Annotated in this window: 19 protein-coding genes; 12 read left to right on the top strand and 7 right to left on the bottom strand. The window is 72.6% G+C overall.

The features are described from left to right. Window positions 1–22: 22 nt before the first annotated feature. Complete coding sequence (locus WME75_RS43240; protein WP_437483542.1) at window positions 23–970, top strand: DUF4351 domain-containing protein; 948 nt, start codon at window positions 23–25, stop codon at window positions 968–970. Window positions 971–1,095: 125 nt separating this feature from the next. Here the strand turns inward: WME75_RS43240 and WME75_RS43235 are convergent, their stop codons facing one another. Further along, window positions 1,096–2,229 (bottom strand): FAD:protein FMN transferase, encoded by a 1,134-nt coding sequence (locus WME75_RS43235; RefSeq protein ID WP_437483539.1) that lies wholly within the window; start codon window positions 2,227–2,229, stop codon window positions 1,096–1,098. Window positions 2,230–2,371: 142 nt separating this feature from the next. Between WME75_RS43235 and WME75_RS43230 the strand changes: the two genes are divergently transcribed. After that, complete coding sequence (locus WME75_RS43230; RefSeq protein ID WP_437483536.1) at window positions 2,372–3,559, top strand: amidohydrolase; 1,188 nt, start codon at window positions 2,372–2,374, stop codon at window positions 3,557–3,559. Window positions 3,560–3,565: 6 nt separating this feature from the next. Here the strand turns inward: WME75_RS43230 and WME75_RS43225 are convergent, their stop codons facing one another. Continuing rightward, complete coding sequence (locus WME75_RS43225) at window positions 3,566–4,159, bottom strand: hypothetical protein (protein WP_437483533.1); 594 nt, start codon at window positions 4,157–4,159, stop codon at window positions 3,566–3,568. Between the two features lie 247 nt (window positions 4,160–4,406). Here WME75_RS43225 and hemE point away from each other — a divergent pair, with 247 nt between their 5' ends. The 7 genes from hemE (at window position 4,407) to WME75_RS43190 (ending at window position 13,445) form a co-directional block, all read left to right on the top strand. Continuing rightward, a complete protein-coding gene (gene hemE / locus WME75_RS43220; RefSeq protein WP_437483530.1) occupies window positions 4,407–5,456 on the top strand; it encodes a uroporphyrinogen decarboxylase in 1,050 nt (349 codons plus the stop codon). Between the two features lie 45 nt (window positions 5,457–5,501). Then, entirely contained in the window at window positions 5,502–6,287 is a 786-nt protein-coding gene (locus tag WME75_RS43215) for a class II glutamine amidotransferase (RefSeq protein ID WP_437483527.1), read from the top strand. A gap of 989 nt (window positions 6,288–7,276) precedes the next feature. Then, entirely contained in the window at window positions 7,277–8,176 is a 900-nt protein-coding gene (locus WME75_RS43210) for a diguanylate cyclase (RefSeq protein ID WP_436623239.1), read from the top strand. Between the two features lie 43 nt (window positions 8,177–8,219). After that, complete coding sequence (locus WME75_RS43205; protein WP_437483524.1) at window positions 8,220–9,578, top strand: aspartate aminotransferase family protein; 1,359 nt, start codon at window positions 8,220–8,222, stop codon at window positions 9,576–9,578. Between the two features lie 29 nt (window positions 9,579–9,607). Further along, window positions 9,608–10,798, top strand: coding sequence for an acyl-protein synthetase (locus WME75_RS43200; protein ID WP_437483521.1), 1,191 nt, complete (start codon window positions 9,608–9,610; stop codon window positions 10,796–10,798). Further along, entirely contained in the window at window positions 10,798–11,919 is a 1,122-nt protein-coding gene (locus tag WME75_RS43195; protein ID WP_437495043.1) for an acyl-CoA reductase, read from the top strand. Before WME75_RS43200 ends, WME75_RS43195 begins: the two co-directional genes overlap by 1 nt. Before the next feature lie 155 nt (window positions 11,920–12,074). After that, window positions 12,075–13,445, top strand: coding sequence for a GAF domain-containing protein (locus tag WME75_RS43190; RefSeq protein WP_437483519.1), 1,371 nt, complete (start codon window positions 12,075–12,077; stop codon window positions 13,443–13,445). A gap of 27 nt (window positions 13,446–13,472) precedes the next feature. Here the strand turns inward: WME75_RS43190 and WME75_RS43185 are convergent, their stop codons facing one another. Continuing rightward, on the bottom strand, window positions 13,473–13,616 hold the full coding sequence (locus tag WME75_RS43185; RefSeq protein ID WP_437483516.1) for a hypothetical protein: 144 nt from the start codon (window positions 13,614–13,616) through the stop codon (window positions 13,473–13,475). A gap of 117 nt (window positions 13,617–13,733) precedes the next feature. Between WME75_RS43185 and queD the strand changes: the two genes are divergently transcribed. Both queD and WME75_RS43175 read left to right on the top strand, forming a co-directional pair. Beyond that, entirely contained in the window at window positions 13,734–14,096 is a 363-nt protein-coding gene (queD, locus tag WME75_RS43180; RefSeq protein WP_437483513.1) for a 6-carboxytetrahydropterin synthase QueD, read from the top strand. Between the two features lie 4 nt (window positions 14,097–14,100). Beyond that, the gene (locus tag WME75_RS43175) at window positions 14,101–14,385 is read left to right on the top strand and encodes a (2Fe-2S)-binding protein (protein WP_437483510.1); all 285 of its coding nucleotides are present in this window, start codon (window positions 14,101–14,103) and stop codon (window positions 14,383–14,385) included. 46 nt (window positions 14,386–14,431) lie between these two features. On the opposite strand, the gene WME75_RS43170 is transcribed toward WME75_RS43175, so the two are convergent. Both WME75_RS43170 and WME75_RS43165 read right to left on the bottom strand, forming a co-directional pair. Then, on the bottom strand, window positions 14,432–15,259 hold the full coding sequence (locus WME75_RS43170) for a class I SAM-dependent methyltransferase (protein ID WP_437483507.1): 828 nt from the start codon (window positions 15,257–15,259) through the stop codon (window positions 14,432–14,434). Continuing rightward, a complete protein-coding gene (locus WME75_RS43165; RefSeq protein ID WP_437483505.1) occupies window positions 15,259–15,939 on the bottom strand; it encodes a HEAT repeat domain-containing protein in 681 nt (226 codons plus the stop codon). The genes WME75_RS43170 and WME75_RS43165 overlap by 1 nt, the downstream gene beginning before the upstream one ends. A 157-nt stretch (window positions 15,940–16,096) precedes the next feature. On the opposite strand from WME75_RS43165, the gene WME75_RS43160 reads away from it, so the two are divergent. Beyond that, window positions 16,097–17,038 carry a M23 family metallopeptidase gene (locus WME75_RS43160; RefSeq protein WP_437483503.1) on the top strand — a complete coding sequence of 314 codons (942 nt, stop codon included), beginning with the start codon at window positions 16,097–16,099 and terminating at the stop codon, window positions 17,036–17,038. On the opposite strand, the gene WME75_RS43155 is transcribed toward WME75_RS43160, so the two are convergent. Then, a complete protein-coding gene (locus tag WME75_RS43155; protein ID WP_437483500.1) occupies window positions 17,020–17,712 on the bottom strand; it encodes a response regulator transcription factor in 693 nt (230 codons plus the stop codon). The two genes, WME75_RS43160 and WME75_RS43155, sit on opposite strands and share 19 nt — an antisense overlap. A gap of 145 nt (window positions 17,713–17,857) precedes the next feature. After that, window positions 17,858–20,251, bottom strand: coding sequence for a hypothetical protein (locus WME75_RS43150; protein ID WP_437483498.1), 2,394 nt, complete (start codon window positions 20,249–20,251; stop codon window positions 17,858–17,860). Window positions 20,252–20,460 lie beyond the last annotated feature (209 nt).

Raw genomic sequence — 20,460 nt, 5'->3', positions numbered from 1 at the left:
CCGTCGTGCTAGCCTTGTCCTCATGGATCCGAAGCCGACCGGTGCCGCGCTCCTGCTCGCCCCGGCCGCCCGGGGCGGCGCGGCGGCCAAGCTCCCGCCTGCGGACACGCGGCGGGCGCATTTCCCGGCCGTGGATGAGCACCTCGTGGCGCCGGAGGTGACGCGCGACGAGCTGATCCGCGGGCGCAAGGTCGTCGCGGCGCCGGCGCTGGAGCCGCACGCCGAGCAGCAGGTGCGGCTGGATTTCCTGATCGCGCCGCACCTTCGGCCCGGCTACATCGGCGCGGCCGATCTCATCACCCGCGTCGCCGAGGGCTCGGATTTCGCCACCGACCTCTCCATCCGCAGGGCGGGGACCGATCCGGCGACGGGGCGCCGGTACCTGGAGGAGCTCTCGTTCGAGATCGTCAACGAGCAATCGATGCGGGACGTGCGCGAGAAGGCCGAGGATCTCCTCGCCCGGGGCGTGCGCCGCGTCTTCGCCCTCTTCGTCAAGCGCGACGAGGTCGCCGAATGGTCGGCGGCCGAGGGGCGGTTCGTGCCGCTCACGCCTGACGCGACGATCGAGGATCCGTGCCTGGTCCGTCCGGTCCCCGTCCGCGCATTGCTCGACGGCGCGGCGGCCGAGCGTGAGGTCGTCCGCGCGCTGGAGCGCAAGGGCAACCCCGAGATCGAGGCCATCAAGGCCCGCGAGCGCCAGGCGGCGCTCGACGAGGGGCGGCGCGCAGGGCTCGACGAGGGGCGGCGCGCAGGGCTCGACGAGGGGCGGCGCGCAGGGCTCGACGAGGGGCGGCGCGCGGGGCTCGACGAGGGCCAGCGTGCCGTGCTGCTGCGCCAGCTCCGGACGCGGTTCGGAGAGGTGCCCGAGGCGAGGCGGGAGCAGATCCTCGCTGCGTCCGGTGAGCGACTCGCGGTATGGGCCGAGCGGATCCTCGCTGCCAGGACGCTGGACGAGCTCTTCGAGGGCTGAAGCGCCGCGCGTCGCGAGCGCGAGCGGGTCGGGGGTGGCGCTGAGCGGGGGAGTTCGACGGCGAGGTCGCGCAGGATCTCCGCGGTGATGAGGATGAGAAACTGAATCGGGTACCAGGGCCCCGCCTACAGCCCATCCGTCGGCTGGCGGAGCACCTCGACCTTCCCTGCCAGCCGCTTTGACACCCACACCTTGTTGCTCCGGTCGACGATCACCGCCCCGCAGTCCTCGATCGACTCGACGAGCGCGAGCCCCTTCTCGGCCCCCAGGATGAACACCGCGTCGTCGACCGCGTCCGCGGTCAGCGCGTCCTTCGCCCAGATGGTGACGCTCCGGCTCTCGGACGCCGGGAATCCCGTCCGCGGATCGAGGATGTGGTGGTAGCGCCGGGCCTCCTTGATGAAGCTCCGCTCGTAGTCGCCCGCCGTCGAGAACGCGTGGTCCTCGACCTCGATCATCGCGAAGTAGTCGTTCGCGTCCTTGCCGCGCGGATCCCGGACGCCCGCCCGCCATGGTGACCCGTCCGGCTTCTTGCCGGCGATGTAGAGGTCCCCGCCTGCCTGGACGAAGAACGACGAGAGCCCCTCCGCCCGCAGCACCCGCGCCGCGGCGTCGACGGCGTAGCCCTTCGCGATCCCCCCGAGGCTCATCCGCATTCCCGGCTTCCCGAGCATCACCGTGCGCTGCGCGCGATCGAGCTTGATCTGCCTGTAATCGATGAGCGCCCGCGCCCGCTCGACATCGTCCCTCCGCGGCACGTTGTCGTCGATGTCCTCATCGAACTTCCAGAGCCCGTGCATCGCCTCGAAGGTGATGTCGAAGACCCCCCCGGAGCGCTCGCTGATCCAGAGGCTCTTCTCGATCACGGCGAGAGACTCCGGGCTCACCTCCACGGCGCCCTTCCCGGCCACCGCGTTGACCCGCGACAGCTCGCTCTCCGGCCGCCAGGTCGTCATGAGCCCCTCGAGCCTGCGGATCTCGGCGATCGCCTTTTCCAGCCTGGCCCTGATCGCCGCCTCGTCCATCGCCGCGCTCGTGTGGGCGGCGAGGAGCAGGCTCGTCCCCATCGCCCGCGCCTCGACCGCGACGCGGGCGGGCCCTGCCTGCGCCGCCGCGCCCCGGTCCGGCGCACGCGCCGCGCTCGAGGCCGCCGGCGGGGCCTCCTGACGCGCGCGCGGGGCGTCGCACGCGGCGAGCGCGGGCGGCGCGAGCATCGCCGCGAGGCCGAGGAGGAGCGAGGAGCGGCGCAGTCCGACCATTCGAGGATCCTGACTCCATGAGAACGGCGAGGAAGCCCGACCGCGCGGCATCGTCGCGGACGGGCGCCGGCGGCGGAGCTCCTCCGCCGGCGCCACCATGGCCCAGGCGAGGCGCGCGGATCCAGGGTAGTATCGCCCGCCCATGAGCCTCGACCCGAGCCGCATCGCGCGTGACATCGACGACCTCTCCCCTGAGCTCCGCGAGATCGCCGCGCGCATCCACGCGAGCCCCGAGCTCCGGTTCGAGGAGCACAAGGCCGCGGCGTGGCTCGCCGAGGCCGTCGAGAAGAACGGCATCCAGGTCGAGCGCGGGCTCGCCGGCATGCCCACCTCGCTGCGCGCGCGCATCGGGCAGGGCCACGGCCCCCACCTGGCCATCCTCGCCGAGTACGACGCCCTCCCGGAGATCGGCCACGCCTGCGGGCACAACCTGATCGCCGCGGGGGCGCTCGGCGCCTTCCTCGCGCTGGCCCGGCAGAAGGACGCCGTGGCCGGCACCATCGATCTGGTCGGGACGCCCGCCGAGGAGGGGGGCGGCGGCAAGATCCGGCTGCTCGAGGCGGGCGCCTTCGAGGGCGTCGACGCCGCGATGATGTTCCACCCGTTCGACCGCGACCTGCTCGCCCACGACACGCTGGCCAGCACCTGGCTCGAGCTCCAGTTCCGCGGCAAGCCGTCGCACGCCGCGCTCGCGCCGTGGGACGGGCACAGCGCGCTCACCGCCTGCCTCGACACCTTCCGGCTGATCGACGGCCAGCGCGTCCACTTCCGCGACGGCGTCCGGGTGCACGGGTTCATCAAGAACGGCGGCCAGGCGGTCAACATCATCCCGGAGGTCGCGGTGGCCGAGTTCTCGGTCCGCGCCCTCGACACCGACGAGCTCGCCCGCGTGCGGGGGATCGTCGAGCGCTGCGCCCACGGCGCGGCCATGGCGAGCGGCGTGGAGCTCACCCTCGTCGACCAGGGCGGCTACAAGAACATGGTCAACAACCGGAAGATGGCGCGCCGCTTCGGCGAGCACCTGCGCGCCCTCGGCCGCTCGCCGGTCGAGATGGACCCCGCCGTCGGCACCGGCTCGACCGACATGGGCGACGTGTCCCACGCGCTCCCCGCCATCCACCCGTGGATCGCGATCTGCGGCAAGGGGGAGACGACCTGCCACCAGCACGCGTTCGCCGCCAAGGCCGCGAGCGCTTCCGGCCAGGACTCGATGCTGATCGCCGCCAAGGCGATGGCGATGACGTGCGCGGATCTCCTGCTCGATCCCGAGCTGCGGAGGGGCGTGCGCGAGGAGTTCGCGCAGCGGAAGGCCGGCGCGAGCGCGGCCTAGGCCAGGTCAGCCGTCGTCCTGGAGGGGGCTGCCGAGGTCGTCCATCAGCCCGGTCCCCCCCTCGATCGGGATCGCCCGCGCCAGGGCCACCCGCTCCAGCATCACCGACAGCGCGATCCTGTCTCCCACGTCCGGCAGCCAGGTGCGGGACCCGTCCCAGAGATCCAGCCGGACGTTGCTCGCGAGCTTGCCCCCGTTCGCCGCGCCCGCGCCGCCGGCGGCGCCGGCCGTCGATTGCGCGGAGGGCACCGCCATGCGGTCGATCTGCGACCAGGCGAAGCGCCGCACGCGCGGCAGCCCGAACCCGAGCAGCTCGCGCAGCTCGATCCCGTCCGGGTGCACGATCACGCCGCGCATCTGCTCGCGAAGCACCATCGCGAGCGCGCTCACGCACAGGATGATGGCGCACACGCTCGAGGGCACGAGCCGATGGCGATCCCCCTCGACGACGTACTGGAAGATCCGCGAGCTCGAAGGCGCGTTCTGACCATAGAAGATCACCGCCGAGACGCTGAGGGCGAAGCCGAGGTAGAGCAGCGCCGGGATGCGCTCCTTCATCGGCGGCCCGAACGCGATGCGCTTCTCGGGCCTGTACGTCATGTCAAAGCCGGGAGGTCTGGAAGGACGCGCCATAGATTCCTAGTCTACACGGCGCTAGGTCCGGTGCTTGGGTCGCCCCTTGGGCCCGCCCACCCCCCCGGTCGGCCGCCGCGCTCCCAAAAATACAGGGTCAGGCGTTCCCGGAAAGCCGCGGGCCGGCGCTCCCAGAAACCCATTGCCGGGAGATGGCTGAACGGACATGAAGGGACGCCCGAGGGCGCCCCCTCGACCCATCCTGGAGCCTTCCATGCACGATCGCTTCCTGCGCGCCTGCCGGCGTGAGCCGACCGATGTGACGCCCATATGGTTCATGCGCCAGGCCGGCCGGTACATGGCCGAGTACCGCGAGCTCAGGAAGAAATACACGCTCCTCGAGATCTGCAAGACGCCCGAGCTCGCCCTCGAGGTGACCCTCCAGCCGCTGCGGCTCGGGATGGACGCGGCGATCCTCTTCGCCGACATCCTGCTGCCGCTCGAGCCCATGGGCGCCCCCTTCGAGTTCGCGAAGGGCGAGGGGCCGGTCATCCACGAGCCGGTGCGCGACCGGGCCGGTATCGAGCGGCTGCGCGTGTTCGAGCCCGAGGAGGGCCTCGGCTACGTGCTCGACGCCGTGCGCCTCATCCGCAAGGAGCTGGACGGCAAGACGCCGCTCATCGGCTTCGCCGGCGCGCCGTTCACCATGGCGAGCTACCTCGTCGAGGGGGGCAAATCGAGCGATTACCGGCTCACGAAGCAGCTGATGTGGAGCGATCCCGAGGCGTGGTCGGCGCTCATGGGCAAGATCTCCGAGGTCGTCCGCCGCCTGCTGCGCGCCCAGGTCGCCGCCGGCGCGCAGGCCGTGCAGCTGTTCGACTCGTGGGTCGGCTCGCTCTCGATCGACGACTACCGCGAGCACGTGCAGCCGCACGTGCGGTACATCCTCCGCGATCTCGAGGCGACCGGGGTCCCGGTCATCCACTTCGGCACGAACACGGGGGCGCTCCTCGAGGCGCAGCGCGACGCCGGCGGCACGGTGATCGGCGTCGACTGGCGCACGCCGCTCGACAAGGCGTGGCAGCGCATCGGCCACGACCGCGCCCTGCAGGGCAACCTCGATCCGCTGCTGCTCTGCGCGCCGCGCGCCGTCGCCGAGCGCCGCGCGCGGGCGGTGCTCGCCGAGGCCGGCGGGCGCGCGGGGCACATCTTCAACCTCGGCCACGGCATCATCCCGGAGACGCCGGTCGACACGGTGAAGGCGGTCATCGATCTCGTCCACTCCATCCCGCGCGCGTCGCTGCAGGGCGAGCCCGATCGTTGATGCTGCGCCTCACCCCTCCCGGGGTGATATGGTCCCGCCGCGAGCATGTGCGAGCTCCTCGGGATGGAGTGCAACGTCCCCACCGACATCGTCTTTTCGTTCAACGGCCTCCGGCACCGGGGCGGCCGCACCGGGCCCCACGCCGACGGGTGGGGCCTCGCGTTCTTCGAGGGGCGCGCGGCGCGCGTCTTCCTCGACCCGAGCCCCGCCTGCGATAGCCCGCTGGCGCGGTTCCTCGGCGAGACCCCGATCAAGACGCTGCTCGCGATCGGCCACATCCGGCGCCGCACCCGCGGCGACGTCCTGCTCGCCAACACGCACCCGTTCGTGCGGGAGCTCTGGGGACGCCACTGGGTCTTCGCGCACAACGGCACGCTGCGCCGCGTCCGGCGCCGCGCGCTGGGCCGCTTCAACCCCATCGGCACGACCGACAGCGAGCATGCGTTCTGTTACCTGCTGGAGGGGCTCCGCAGCGCGTTCCCGGCCTACCCGCGCCGGACCAGCGAGCTCTGGGAGGCGATCGCGACGCTGGGCAGCGAGCTCGGCCGGGACGGCACGTTCAACTTCCTGCTCGGCGACGGGCGCCACCTCTTCGCCCGCTGCGCGACCCGGCTCTGTTACATCGTCCGCAAGGCCCCGTTCGGCATCGCGACGCTCGTGGACGACGACATCCGCGTCGACTTCTCCGCGGTCACGACCCCGAAAGATCGCGTCGCCGTGGTCGCGACGACCCCGCTGACCACCAACGAAGCCTGGACCCAGGGACGACCGGGCGAGCTCTGGGTATTCGATGGCGGCGAGCTGCGCGCGACGCTCCCGTCGCCCTCGTGACCGACGCCGCCCGGGCTCTCGCGCCGGCACCCGCCCGGCAGGGCTCGGGTCGTCAATACTCTACTTGCTGCCGAGGTCGGTTTCTCGACGCCTTCTCCGGCTGGGCCCGTGGATGCCTTTCGAGGCAAACCGTTCCAGCAGCGACGGAGCATGATCGCTAGCCGAGGAACGAGCTGTTCCGGGAATCATCTCAGGAAGGAACACGCGGCCGCGCCGGGGGTGGAGATGGGCACGGGGCAGCCTGAAATGAAAAACGTCGCGACGGACCTGGGGGGGAAAGGTCTCCGCCGCGACGCAGGTCTATCCTACGCACCCCGTATGCCAAGTCAACCAACCGGCACGGCTCGCAAAGAGGCCCGCGCGCAGCGCGGTCGCGGCGCGCGCAGCGCTCAGTTCAGCGTTGTGATGCGCCCTGGTTTTGAGGCAGAACTCACAGAGCCTCATCCCCGCAGAACGCGGGCATGGCAGCCGAACAGACACATCGTGCTCCAGCGAACCATTCTCTCCCCTGCCGGCTCAACCGCTCGCCGGATGGGTGGCGGCGCGCCCGGGAAACGCATAGAGAGAGCCGCATCGACGGCAGCGCGGGCTGCACGAGAGAAAGGGGCGGCGCCTTCACTGCGATACAAGCGCACAACGCCCCACAAGGCGCGTCAGCGAGCACAGGCGATGCAGTGCAGAGCAAGCGGCGGCGAGGGGCGGACGGCGTGCGGGGAACAAGCCGAGAGCGTGGAAGGGTACGACGGAGCGCAGAGGGCGACGTGCGCCGTTGTCGGGTCGGGAAGGCGGAGGAAGCACCGAAGACGGCTCCGCCCGGATGGCCGTCTTGACGGGAGTCGGGGCATGTCAGTACGCTTTGACGTTGGGCGAGCTAGGGCATATCGAGCCGTTGGATCGCGACTGCAGAGCCGCGCCCCGGTAGGTTCCGTCTCGGAAAGAGCTCGAACGATGTCGAGGCTAGGTCGCACGACGGGTTGGGCTGAGCGCGCGTGAGTGACTTCGACGAAAAGACTCGTGTAACGCAGGTGGTCCAGCCCCCACCGGGCGGCGGCAGCAAGAACACGACCGACTGCCTGGTCGTGATCTACACGAAGGAGCCCACGCTGCTCGGCAAGCGGTTCGTGCTGGAGAACAACCCGACGCGGGTCGGCCGGGGGGCGGACAACCACATCGTGCTCGACGGCGACTCCGTCTCACGGCGGCACGCCCATTTCGAGCAGCGGCCGAGCGCCTGGATGGTCGTCGACGACGGGAGCACCAACGGGACGTACTGCAACGATGAGCAGATCTCCCGCGAGGTGGTGCTGAAGAACGGAGACAGGGTGAAGATCGGCCCCACGATCTTCAAATTCCTGTCCGGCGCCGACGTGGAGGCGCAATACCACGAAGAGATCTACCGGATGACCATCATCGATGGTCTCACGCAGATCCACAACAAGCGCTACCTCTACGAGGCGCTCGAGCGCGAGATCATCCGCGGCCGCCGCCACGAGCGGGACCTCGCGATCCTCCTGTTCGACATCGACCACTTCAAGCGCATCAACGATGTCCACGGCCACCTGGCCGGCGATTTCGTGTTGAAGGAGGTCGCGCGCATCGTGCAGAGCCGCATCCGCCGCGATGAGGTCTTTGCGCGGTACGGCGGCGAGGAGTTCGCCATCATCCTGCCCGAGACGTCCATCGAGGGCGCCGCGGCGCTCGGCGAGACGCTGCGACAGAAGGTCGCGGAGCACCTCTTCGTCTTCCAGGCCGACAGCATCCGCGTGACGATCAGCGTCGGCGTGGCGCTGCTGCAGGAGGGCGATCGCACCGCGAACGACCTCATCAAGCGCGCCGACGAGCGCCTCTACCACGCGAAGAACACCGGGAGAAACCGGGTTTGCGCCTGAGCTCCGGGCCGCGGGCGCGCTAGATCCCGGCGGAGGAACGACGATGCCGAACAGCGAGCTGCCGCTGCCGGCGGCGCCGGGCGCAGACGGCGGCGCTGCGCTGCCCGAGATCCTGGTGCCGCCGCCTGGTCCCCGGTCGCGGAGCGCCCTCGAGCGGCTCGAGCGCGTCGAGTGCCCCGCGTTCGGCCGGCGCCGCGAGGCGCGGGCGCAGAAGAGCGGCGCCGAGATGCTGCCGATCGTGCTGTCGCACGGGCACGGCGCGAACGTGTGCGATGTCGACGGCAACCGTTACGTCGACCTGTGCGCGGGCTTCGGCGCGCTGCTGCTCGGCCACGCGGCGGCGCCCGTGCGGCGCGCGGCGGAGGAGCAGCTGTCGCGGCTGACGCTCGCCCTCGGCGACGTGTACTCGGCCGACGTGAAGATCACCCTGCTGGAGCGCCTCGCGGCGCTGCACCCCGGGCCCGCGCCCATGGCGCTGCTCGGCCAGAGCGGCAGCGACGCGATCACCGCGGCGATCAAGACGGCGGCGCTCGCGACCGGGCGGCCGGGGCTCGTCGCCTTCGAGGGCGCGTACCACGGCCTCGGGTACGCGCCGCTCGCGGCGTGCGGGCTGCGCGAGAGCTACCGGGCCCCCTTCGCGGAGCAGCTCAACCAGCGCGTGACGTTCGCGCCGTACCCGCGCGACGAGGCGGGCGCCGCGCGCTCGCTCGACGCCGTCGAGGCGGCGCTGCGCGGCGGCGAGGTCGGCGCGGTCCTCCTCGAGCCGATCCTCGGGCGAGGCGGCTGCGTCGTTCCGCCCGACGCGTTCCTGAGCGCGATCTGCGACGCGGCGCACCGGCACGGGGCGCTCGTGATCGCGGACGAGATCTGGACCGGCCTCGGTCGGTCGGGGGCGATGACGCGCACGGGAGCGCTCGGGGCGCCGGTGGACATCCTCTGCTTCGGCAAGGGGCTCGGCGGCGGGCTCCCCATCTCCGCGTGCGTCGCGCCCGAGCCCATCATGCGCGCGTGGGCGCGCGAGGGAGAGGTGGTCCACACCTCGACGCACTCCGGATCGCCCCTCGCCTCGAGCGCCGCGCTCGCGACGCTCGACGCCCTGGACGCAGGCCAGCTTGCGGCGCGCTCGCGCGACGTGGGCGCGCGCTTCCAGGAGGTGCTCCGGGAGGCGCTCGGGCGCGGAGCGGGCGTCGTCGACGTGCGAGGCGCCGGGCTCATGGTCGGCGTGGAGCTGGAGAGCGCCGAGCTCGGGCTGCGGGCCATGCGCGGGATGCTGGCCGAGGGCTACCTGGTCCTCACGGGCGGGGTGCGCGGCGAGACGCTGACGCTGACGCCGGCGCTCACCATCCCCGAGGCGCTGCTGGCGGCCGCGGCCGGCGCGCTGGCGCGCGTGCTCTCGGCCTAGACGCGGCCGGCGCGTGCTATCCCGGTCCCGTGGGACCGATCGATCAGAGCGAGGCGCTGCACCGCCGCGCGAGGGCGTTCATCGAGGCGTCGCTCCTCCCGGACAGGGCGGGCTCGCCCGGCGCCGGCCGGGCGGCGGCGGCCTCTCCTCAGCAGGGCGAGCGCGGGGCGGACGCCGCGCTCCCGGAGACGTTCGATGCGCTCGCGATCGCCCTCGCCCGGCACCAGGCCGCGCATTGCGCGCCGGTCGCCCGCCTCTTCAAGGCGCGCGGCGCGGACGTCGACGCGATGGAGCGCGCGGCGCAGATCCCCGCGGTGCCGTGCGACGTCTTCCGGTTCGCGCGCGTCGCGGCCCACCCCTCCGGGGCGGACGAGCGCGTCTTCCGCACGAGCGGGACCTCCCTCGGCGCGGCGTCCCGCGGCGAGCACCCGTTACGCACCACGGCGACGTACGAGCTCGCCGCGGTCGCCTGGGGGGAGCGCCTCCTGTGGCCCGACGGCGCGCGGCTCCGGGCGCTCGTCCTCGCGCCACCGCTCGACGAGGTCCCGGACTCGTCGCTCGGGTTCATGATCGATCGCTTCGCCGCGCGCCTCGCGGGGCCGGCGAGCTGGCACGTGCGCGACGGCGAGCTCGACGCCGCGGGGTTCGCCCGCGCGTGCGGCGACGCGCGCGCCGCGGGCGAGCCGGCGATCGTGCTCGGCACCTCGTTCGCGTTCGTCCACCTGCTCGAGGCGCAGCTGCCCGAGGGCGCGACGCAGCTGCCCGCAGGGAGCCGCGTCATGCAGACCGGCGGCTACAAGGGCCGCTCGCGCGAGGTGCCCGCGGAGGAGCTGCGGGCGTCGATCGCGCGGTCGCTCGCGGTGCCCCTCTCGCACGTCGTGGGCGAGTACGGCATGACGGAGCTCTCCAGCCAGCTCTACGAGGGCACCCTCGCGGCGGCGCTCGCCGGCAGACAGGGCCCCGCGCCGGGGCTCTACCTCGCGCCGCCCTGGACGCGGGTCACCGCGGTCGACCCAGGGACGCTCGCGCCGCTCCCCGCGGGCGAGATCGGGCTCGCGCGGATCGTCGATCTCGCGAACGTCGACTCGGCCGTCGCCCTCCAGACCGCCGATCGCGTGCGCGTCACCGACGAGGGCGTCGAGCTCCTGGGCCGCGCGTCCGGGGCGCCGCCGCGCGGCTGCTCGATCGCGATCGACCAGATGCTCGGCGGCGGCCCGTGATGGACGAGGGCGCGGCGCGGCGCCGCCGGGTCGAGCGCGTGATCGCCGCGGCGGCGAGGATCGCGGACGCGCGCGATCCGCTGGGCGAGGAGGCGCGCCGGCGGCTGCCCTCCACGAGCGGCCTCTCCCCCGAGGGCGTGGAGCTCGCGCTCGGCCGCCACCTCGAGGTCGCGCCGAGCCGCGGCGAGCTCGACGCGCTCGTGGCGACCTCGGGGCGCGCGCGCCGCTGCCACGTGGTCCTCGCCGCCAACGTCTGCACGGCGCCGCTGCGGGCCATCGCCGTCGCGGCGGCGACGGCGCCGGCGGTCTTCGTGCGCCCGTCTCGCCGCGATCCCGTCGTCGCGGAGCTCCTCGTGCGCGCGCTGCAGGCCGACGAGGGCTTCGGCCGCGAAGGCGGCGCCATCGCGCTTGTCGCGGACGTCGCGCTCGGGGACGCCGGGGCGCAGGCGGCCGGCGAGGGCGCGCCCGGCGATGCGTCGCGCGCCGAGCTGCACATCTACGGCTCGGACCAGACCGTGGCGACGCTGCGGGCCCAGGCCGGCCGCGGCGTGCTCGTGCGCGGGCACGGCGCCGGCCTCGGGCTCGCCGTGGTCGGCCCCGGCGCGCGCCTCGCCGAGGCGGCGCGGGACATCGCCGACGACGTCGTGCCGTTCGATCAGCGCGGCTGCCTGTCGCCGCGCTTCGTGTTGGTGGAGGGCCCTGCCGAGCGCGCGGAGGCGCTCGCGCGCGCCCTGCACGCGGCGCTCGCAGAGGCGGGCGCGCGCGTCCCGCGCGGGCCGCTCGACGGCGCCGCGCGCGCCGAGGTGGCCATGTACCGGGCCACCCTCGAGGCCGTGGGCTCGTTCTGGGAGGGCGAAGGGCACGGGGTCGGCGTGGATCTGGCGCCGCGGTCGCTGCTGCTGCCGCCCGCGGCGCGCGTCGTCCACGTCGCGGCGAGCAGCGCCGAGGCGGCTCCGGCGCTGCTCGCGCCGATCCGCGGCGCGATCACCGCGATCGGCGCGGGCGGCGGCGGGCAGCTCGCGCGCGCCGCGTCCGCCGCGGCGCCGCGCGCGCGGGTCTCGGCGCTGGGGTGGATGCAGCGCCCGCCCCTGGACGGCCCGGTCGATCTGCGGACGCTCTGACGTCCGGTGACCTGCCGCCGGACGCGCCGAGGCGGGCGGGCGGCACGCTGAAAGCGCGTCCGTCGCGCCGCCGAGGCAGCCTGGAGCGCCGCGCGATCCGGGCGCTGGTGTGTGCGAGGTGCGCTCGGGCGACCGTGTGTGATAGCGATCGTCGTATGGATGCCGAGGACGAGGACGCGCCGCCGTCGGTCACCTCCGCCAGGATCCAGGTACGCCGCGACGAGCGCCTGGATCTCGTCATCGAGTACCTGGCCTTCGTGGCGAAGCCGATGCCGCTGTCGCTCCTCCTCGACGAGGCGCCGCAGCGGATCGCCGCGATCCTCGGCGCCGACGTGGCGTCGCTGTACCTCCTCGAGGGCGACGGCGACGAGCTCGTCTTGCGCGGCAACGTCGGCTTCCCGCGCGAGGCGCGCGGCACGGTGCGGCTCTCGGTCGGGCAGGGCATCACGGGCATGGCGGTCGAGTGCCTGCGCCCGATCTCGGTCGTCCAGGCGACCGAGCACGAGCGCTACCGCGCGTTCCCGGAGCTCCACGAGGAGCGGTTCCCGGTCTTCCTGGCCGCCCCCATCCTGGGCAGCGGCCGTCCGCTCGGCGCCCTCGTCGTGCAGCGGGCGGGGGATCGCGCCTTCACCGCGCGGGACGTCGAGCTCCTCATGGCCCTGACGGCGCCGATCGCGGCCGGCGCGCGCCACGCGCAGGTGCTCGACGAGCTGCGCGAGCGGCGGCGGCGCACGGGCGGGGGCACGCGCAAGGTCACGCTGCCGGGGTTACCCGTCGTCCCGGGTCGCGCGCTCGGCGCGATCGCGGCCCTGCGGCGGCCGGCCAGCTCGTCGCTCGGCCCGCAGCGGGATCGCGGCGATCCGAAGCTCCTGCGGCTCGCCTTCGACATCGCGGAGAAGGCGCTCGTCGACCTCCACGCCCGCGCGGCGGAGCGGGGGATCGCGCAGGACGCGGCGTTCCTCTCGACCTACCTCCTGATGATCGGTGACGGCCGCCTGCGCGCGCGCGCCTTCGAGCTCGCGGCCGGCGGGCAGAGCGTCGCACAGGCGCTCGGGACGGTCGCCCGCGAGGTGGCGCGAGCCGCCAACGGGATCGTCGGCGACCCGTTCTTGCAGGACCGCGCCCGCGACATCGAGGACCTCTGCGACGCGATCCTGATGCTGGCGACCCCGGACGCCCGGGCCGAGCTCCCGTCGAAGGCGGTCCTCGTCGGCGACCAGCTGACGGTGTTCGATCTCCTGATCTCCGCCCGGGCCAACCCGGTCGGCGTCGCGCTCAGCGACCGGTCCGGGCCGCGCTCGCTCGTGCTGCTCCAGCTGCTCGGCGTGCCGTCGATCGTGGATGTGGCAGGCGCGTTCCGCTGGGCGTCGCCGGGCGACGTCGCGCTCCTCGACGCCGACCACGGCTTTCTGGTGATCAACCCGTCCCGGGCCGAGGTCGCGACCGTTCGCGCTGCGCGGCGCAAAGGGCCCTCCTCGCCAGGGCCGGCGCCGGACGACGACGGAGAGGACGAGCCGGCGAGCTGAGCACCGGCGAGGGCCGGTGCTCGCGGCTCAGCTGCTGGGCTGCGCGGCGGCGGCCGGATTGGCCGGCGACGTTCCCTGGGCGCTCTGCAGCTCCTTCTTGGCGCGCCAGTTCGCCAGGCGCTTCGTGTCGCGTCGCTTCTTCTTGGCTCTCACTGCGGGCTTTTGCGGCATGGCCGGGGGTATAGCCGCTCGAGCCCCTCGAGGGAACCCCGTACCTCGCGCCGCCGACCCCCGCGAGGCCGCCGGGCGTTGACGCGTCACTGCGCCCGCCCCATGACCGCTGCTCCAATGAACGTTCGTCTCGTGCATGAGTTCCGCTTCGAGGCCGCCCACCGCCTTCCCAAGGTGCCCCAGGGGCACAAGTGCGCGCGCCTCCACGGTCACAGCTTCAAGGTCGAGGTCGCGATCCGCGGCCCCGTGAACGAGGAGACGGGGTGGTTCATCGACTACAGCCACCTCTACGAGGCCTGGGCTCCCCTCCACGACCTGCTCGATCACCATTACCTGAACGATGTCCCCGGGCTGGAGAACCCGACGAGCGAGGTGCTCGCCCGGTGGATCTGGAACCGCCTCACGCCGTCGCTGCCGTCCTTGAGCCGGGTCACCATCTTCGAGACCTGCGACGCGCGCTGCGAGTACGAGGGCGACTAGGTCGATGAAGACGCTCGTCTGCCGCTGCGAGGACGTCACCCTGCACGAGCTCGAGGCCGCGATGGGCCGCGGCTACAGGGACATCGAGTCCGTCAAGCGCTACACGGGCTTCGGCACCGGCTGGTGCCAGGGCAAGTGGTGCCTCGCGCTCTGCGCGCGGCTCATCGAGGAGCGCGGGGGCGACGTCCAGAAGCCGATCACGCCGCGGCCCCCGTACCACCCGGTCTCGCTCGCCGCGCTCGCCGGGCTCGACGAGCTCGGCCTCCGCGGCGGCGGGCACGACCGCTAGCGCCGGCCGCGCCTCGATCGCCCGGCTCGGCGCTCCGGGTCGATCGTCAGCCGATCGGCCGCCGCGCGCTCGCGCACCCGACGTTCACGGTCAGCTCGAACACGCCCTCGGACCAGTACTTCGAGACCGCGTGGTGCAGGTACTTGAGCATCGAGTCGATGATCTGCGGCTCGAGATCGAGCATCGCCGTCGCCTCGGGGATCACCATCAGCCGCGAGATGGGGTCCTCGAGGAACTCGCGTCCGCTGTCGAACGACACCGCGATGAGCTGGACGTCGACCTCGACCTCGTCGAACCCCGCGCCCTCGATCTCCTCGGCGATGGTCTCGAGGGTCGGACGGCTGGCGGAGGCGGCGTCGACCGCCGCGCCGAGCTCCGAGAGGTCCTGCTTGAGCGCGCACTCGCGCGCGATGTCGGCCACCTCCGGGAACGAGCCGCGCAGCGGCAGCGCGATGAGCGCCTGGCCGCCGGGGACCAGGACCCGGTGCAGCTCGGCGAGGAGCTGCGCCCGCTCATCCGGGCGGCAGACCGGGTGCAGCGTGAACGCGTGGGTGAAGCTCGCGTCCGGCAGCGGCGTCGGCAGGGCGTCGGCGAGCACGTAGCTCGCGTTCATCCCGGAGAACAGCGCCGCCTTGGCGCGCGCGAGATCGAGCGCGGCGGCGGACCCGTCCACGCCCACCAGCGTCGCGCCGGGCAGCTTGTCGGCCACGATCGCGTCGGGGAAGCCGCTCCGGCAGCCGAGGTGGACGATGCGCGCCGCCTCGGAGGGCAGCAGCATGTCCACCGCCAGCGAGGCGAAGAACGAGATGTAGCGCGGGACGACCGCGTGCTCGAACAACACGGCGTCCGCCGCGCTCAGCGGCGGGCCGATCATCAGGCGACCCCGTCCTCTTCCTCCTCGTCGTAGGGAGCGAGCAGGCCGAGCGCCTCTTCGGCGAGCTCACCGATCGTGACCTCCGACGTCGCGTCCTCGCCGCCGTCGTCCGCCAGCTCGACCGTGCGCAGGTCGCCGAGCAGCGGCTGGATCAGCGGCGCGTGCGCCGGGTCGCCGATCTCGACGAGGGTCTCGATCGCCGCCGCCACCGCGTCCGGATCCTTGTGGCCGAGGAATTGACCGAGCAGCTTCGGCACGCCCGGCTCCGGCACCTCGGCGATGAGGTACGGCAGCTCCGGCAGCGCGGACGACCCGAGCGGCAGCCGCTTGAGCGCCCGCTCGATCGCCTGCGCGACCTCCTTGAACCGGTCGTAGGCGAGCAACTCGATCTCCTCGCCCGCCGCCTGCCGCGCCTCGGGGTGCTCCGCGGCGAGCACGTCGATGAGGGCGTCGAGCGCGCGCGGGCCCTCGTGCTCGCCGAGCAGCGACGCGATGCGCACCAGCCGGAGCGCCGCCTCGTCCTCATCGCTCTCGCGCGTCGCGCTCGCGATCGCGGCGGTGAGGACGTCCAGCAACGCATCGCCGGGCATGGCGGCCAGATCGTCGTGGAGCCGGCGGGCCGTGCGCTCCGCGTCGAACAGCTTGTTCAGGGTCGTCTCGATAGCTTGGCGATTTTGCACGAAGAGGAGCTATCAACAGCGCGCCGCCTCCGCAAGCTGGCAGGCAGCAAGGGCCTGTTCCCCGTGGATTCCCGTCCACGGCGGGCACGGCCACGCCGGCCCGGCGGCGCCGTATCGCGCTCGCCAGCCGCGCGCGATACGGTAGACCGTTCGAGGCATGCGCGCGTCCGGCTCACCGCAGGCCCGCCCGACGAGGGCGGCGGTCTCCCCTTCCCCGCTCGTGCGCGGCGCGGCGGCGTCCGCCCTCGTCCTTGCGCTCGGCGGTCTCGACGACCCCTCGCCGCCGCCGCCCGCGATCGTCCCTCCGGCGGCCGCGGCGCGCGGCGCGGCGGGCGCGGCGGCGCTCTGCGGCCCCCGCACCGTGCCGGAGGGCGCCGCGTGCATCCCGCTGCCCGCGCCGGGCGCGCCGCTCCCCGAAGGCGGCGCGGCGGCCCTCTCCGGCCCCGCCGGGGCGCGTCCCGCCGGGGGGGGCGCGCGCGGCCAGGCCTACGAGCACATCCCCCGCCGCCCCGAGCGTCCGGCGAGCGCCGCCGCGTACGCGTTCCCGATCGGCGCGCCGGCTCAGCCGCCCGGGTTCCTCCTCGTCGAGGGCGCTCCAGCCCAGGCGGGCGCGCCGCCTCCGGCGGGCCCCGTGGCGGCGATCGGCGCCGCGCGGCCCGAGCCGCCGTCCTGGGCCGGCGGGGTCGAGATCGCGGCGACGCGGGGCGAGCGGGTGACGGCGCTGAGGCTCGAGGGCCAGGAGGGGAAGGCCGAGGTCGTCTTCGTCGGCGAGCTGTCCGGGATCACGGTCGCCACGGCGCACGACGTGCGCGAGGCGCGCGACGTGGATCGCGTGCGCAGGTACGTCGTGCTCCACGGCCACCTCGATCGCCCTGGCCCCGGCGTCGTGGCGGGCGCGCGCCTCGACGCGGGGGACGTGGTCGGGTACGCCGGCGAAACCGGCAGCCTGGGCCTCGTCCGGCTGCACCTCGAGGCGCGGCAGCTCCGCGAGGGCGCGCGCCTCTCGGATCTCGACCCGAAGCGCATCACCGACGCCGCGGTGACGGTGCCGTGCGACCTGCGCAACGTGCTGCCGCTGCGTCAGGGCGCGAGCTTGTAGCCGAAGCCGTAGACCGTGAGGATGTGCTCCGGCTTGTCGGGCGAGCGCTCGACCTTCTTGCGCAGCTTGACGATGAAGTTGTCGACGGTGCGGTTCGACGGCCCGGCCTCGATCCCCCAGATCTTCTGGAGGATCTCCTCGCGCGAGACCGGCTGGCCCAGGCGCTCGTGCAGGAGGCGCAGGAGCTCGACCTCGTAGAACGACAGCTGATCCGAGCGCGAGCCACGCGAGACCGTGTGGGCGGTCATGTTGACCTGCACGTTGCCGATGGTGAACACCTCGACCGGCGCCTCGGCCGGCCGGGCGGCGCGGCGGAAGAGGGCGCGCAGCCGCGCGATGAGCTCGCCCACGCTGAACGGCTTTGTCACGTAGTCGTCGGCGCCCGCGTCGAGGCCGCGGATCTTGTCGATCTCCTGACCGCGGGCCGTCAGCATGATGATCGGCACGAACGCGTCCCAGCGGCGCAGGTCCTCGCAGACCTTGAAGCCGTTGGTGTCGGGGAGCATGAGGTCGAGGAGGATCGCGTCCGGCTTCTCCTGCCGCGCGAGCTGCACGCCGTCCTTCCCCTTCGAGGCCGACGCCACCGAGAAGCCCTCGAACTCGAGGGCATCCGTCAGCCCCAGCACGATGTGAGGCTCGTCCTCGATGATCAGGATCTTCTTGCGTGCCGCCACGACGGAGTGCGGTCTTAGCACAAACCCGACGGGCCCCGCGAGCGCCCTGCCGGCCGGCTCGCCGGAGCCCCTCGGGGGCCACAAACGACGGCGCGGGGCGCGATCTCGCGATCGGCCCCGCGCGCCGGGTCAGTCAGCCGTCAGTCTACTCGCCGGACTCGCCGGAGCAGGTGATGAACAGCGTGGCCCCCGTCTGGGCGTCGCCCTTGTTCGTGAACCGGATCTTGCGCTGCTCGGTCGACGGGCAGTCGGCGACGATGGTCGGATCGCCGAGCTGGATCGACGGGTCGACGTAGCACCACCCGTGCACCGCCTGACCGCCGGACTCGACGTTCTCGTTGGGGTTGGTCCTGCACTCGTAGGCCGGCTCGCCCTCGTTCACGCCCTCGAGCTGCTGGATCTCGCACACGCAGTCCCATTCGGAGACCTTCGCGATGTCGAGGGAGAGCACCTCATCCTTCGCGGGCTGGTGCTTCGTGGTCACCTCGGTGCGCCCCGGCGTCCTCGGGTCCAAGCAGTCGCACTGGCCCTGCGAGTTGCGCGCCTCGAGGATCAGGCAGGGGACTTTTCCGTCGGTGGGGGTCAAGGTGCGCGGCAGGCACTGGCCGCCGAGCACGGTCTTCAGGCGATCGATGATGGCGCCGATCGCCGGCCGGTAGCCGTAGTCGGCCGAGCTGTCGTCGTTGAGCTGGGCCGGGCACACCGAGCCGACGATGCCCTGGGGCCCGAGCTCCCGGATGAGCTGCAGCTCGCGGAGGCCCGGGTAGGCCTTCGCTTTGATCTGCGTCGTCGTCCTGGGCGCCGGGTCCTCCTGACTGTTCGTGCCCTCCGGCCGGCACAGCGGGTTGTCGTTCGGCAGTTCGCCCGCCCTGCAGTCGCAGCTCTGGTTGCTCCCCTCGCAGGGTTTCGGCGCGGTGAGATCGAAGATGCACGCGTACTGGAGATCGCCGCTCTTCGGCGAGATCGTGTACTCCCGGCCGTTGATGCCGTTCCAGCCCGGCTGCTCCGGCGTGACGATCGCGTCGCCGGTGATCGGGTTCGTGCCCGAGCGCGGCGCCATCGACTCGACCATGAAGGGATCCTTCGGCCGAACGTGGTTCGCGGGGTCGCCGAGGATGAGCTCCCAGGTGCTGCTGAACGCGTTGTCGAGCAGCGGGGAGCCGAGCTCGGTCGCGTTCTTGAACCCGCCGACCGGCTCGTTGTTCTCGTTGAGGCCATTCAGGAGGTCCGGCTCGCCCTGCGCGTTCTGGCGCGCGATGTCCTGCCACGGCACACCGACGATGCCGGCGAAGAAGACGAGCCCGGGATCGCGGACGGAGGAGTCGTCGTCGTCCGGATCCAGATCGGTGAAGATCGGGTTCGGGACGAGATCGCCCTGGCGGTTCTTGACGCGGGCCTCGGTAAAGCCGCGCCGGTAGCGATCGATCGGCTGGAGGAAGTCGTAGCCGAACCGGCGCTTCTGGTCCCAGCAGCGGGAGTTGACCGGATCCTCGAGCTCGGTCAGCCTGGCGGGGTAGCCGTCCGTGCCCGTGCATGCCTCTTGGACCGGGCATTCGCCCACGGGCTGGCTACACGACTTGCAGCACTTGTCGTTCGGGTTTTCAGCGCACTCGGCGCGCGGCCGCCACATGCGGAACCCATTGGTCTCGGCGACGAGGTAGTTGCGGCCCTCCGCGCGGATCGAGCAGTCGTTCTCGTCGCTGAGCATGATGATGGCGAGGAGGGAGCTCGGCCGGAGAAACCGGCGGCGTTGATCGAGGACGACCTGATCCGTGTCCACCAGCACGGCGATATCGTTCTCTTCTTCCAGGATATCGATCGACTGGTACGGCTCCGGGTCGACGAGGAATCGGTACACGCTCTCGAGCTGCGCCTCGAAGCCGCAGCCGGACTGCCCCGTGCCCTTGACCATCGCCGTGAGCTGCTCGACGAGCGACGTGTTGTTGAGGTCGGCGTTCGTGTCGCCCTCGATGTCCGCCTCGCCGTCGTCCGCGTCGGGCACGTTCGGCTCTCCACCCTGGCCGCGCTTCTGATCGGGGTCCCAGGCCAGGAAGCCCTGGTCAAGGTAGGTCGGAAGGTTGTTCATGGTGTCGTCCTCGCTCTCGCGCGCGAGGAGGTGCGCCATGTCCACGTTCGAGGGGATCGTAGCCCCCGGGCAAGCAGCCGAGCCGTAGCCGCCGAGGCTCGAGCTGATGATGCCGATGTGGATATCCTTGACCGGCTCGAACTCGCGCTGGAATCCCGCATCGCATTCCGCGTTCGGCGACGCGACCGTCATGGGAGCCCGCGTGCCGGTCTTGTCGATGCAGCGCGGGTTGACGAGACCCTGCACGAGGTCGGGGATCGCGAAGCCGAGGATGTCCTGCTTGTCGGCCATCGAGCCCGAGTTGTCGATCGCCAGGAGGAGGTCGATCTTGTCGACCGAGCTCTGGGTCAGCCGCTCGACGATCGTCGATGTCGTGCGGGGCTCGTTCGTGGCGATGGGGCGGTTCAGACAGCCGAAGGCGCTGCCTGTGCCCGCTACCAGGAGGCCTGCCATGGCGAGCCTCGCCGCGCCCCTCCACGGGCGCCTCCTCTCACGCTCAATCCGCGTCATCATTGGACTTTCCTTTCGACCACCGATCCAGTTGCGCGGCGGTCAAGCCACTGAAAGGGCCCGTCGTCCACGGGCCCACGACCGACTTCCGCAGGCGATCCGCGGCTCGACGGGAGCTCGATGCTAAGGACCCGACCGGAACGCTGTCAATT

Source organism: Sorangium sp. So ce1014 (assembly GCF_051521505.1).
GTDB lineage: Bacteria > Myxococcota_A > Polyangia > Polyangiales > Polyangiaceae > Sorangium.
This window is presented reverse-complemented; position numbering and strand designations above follow the sequence as displayed.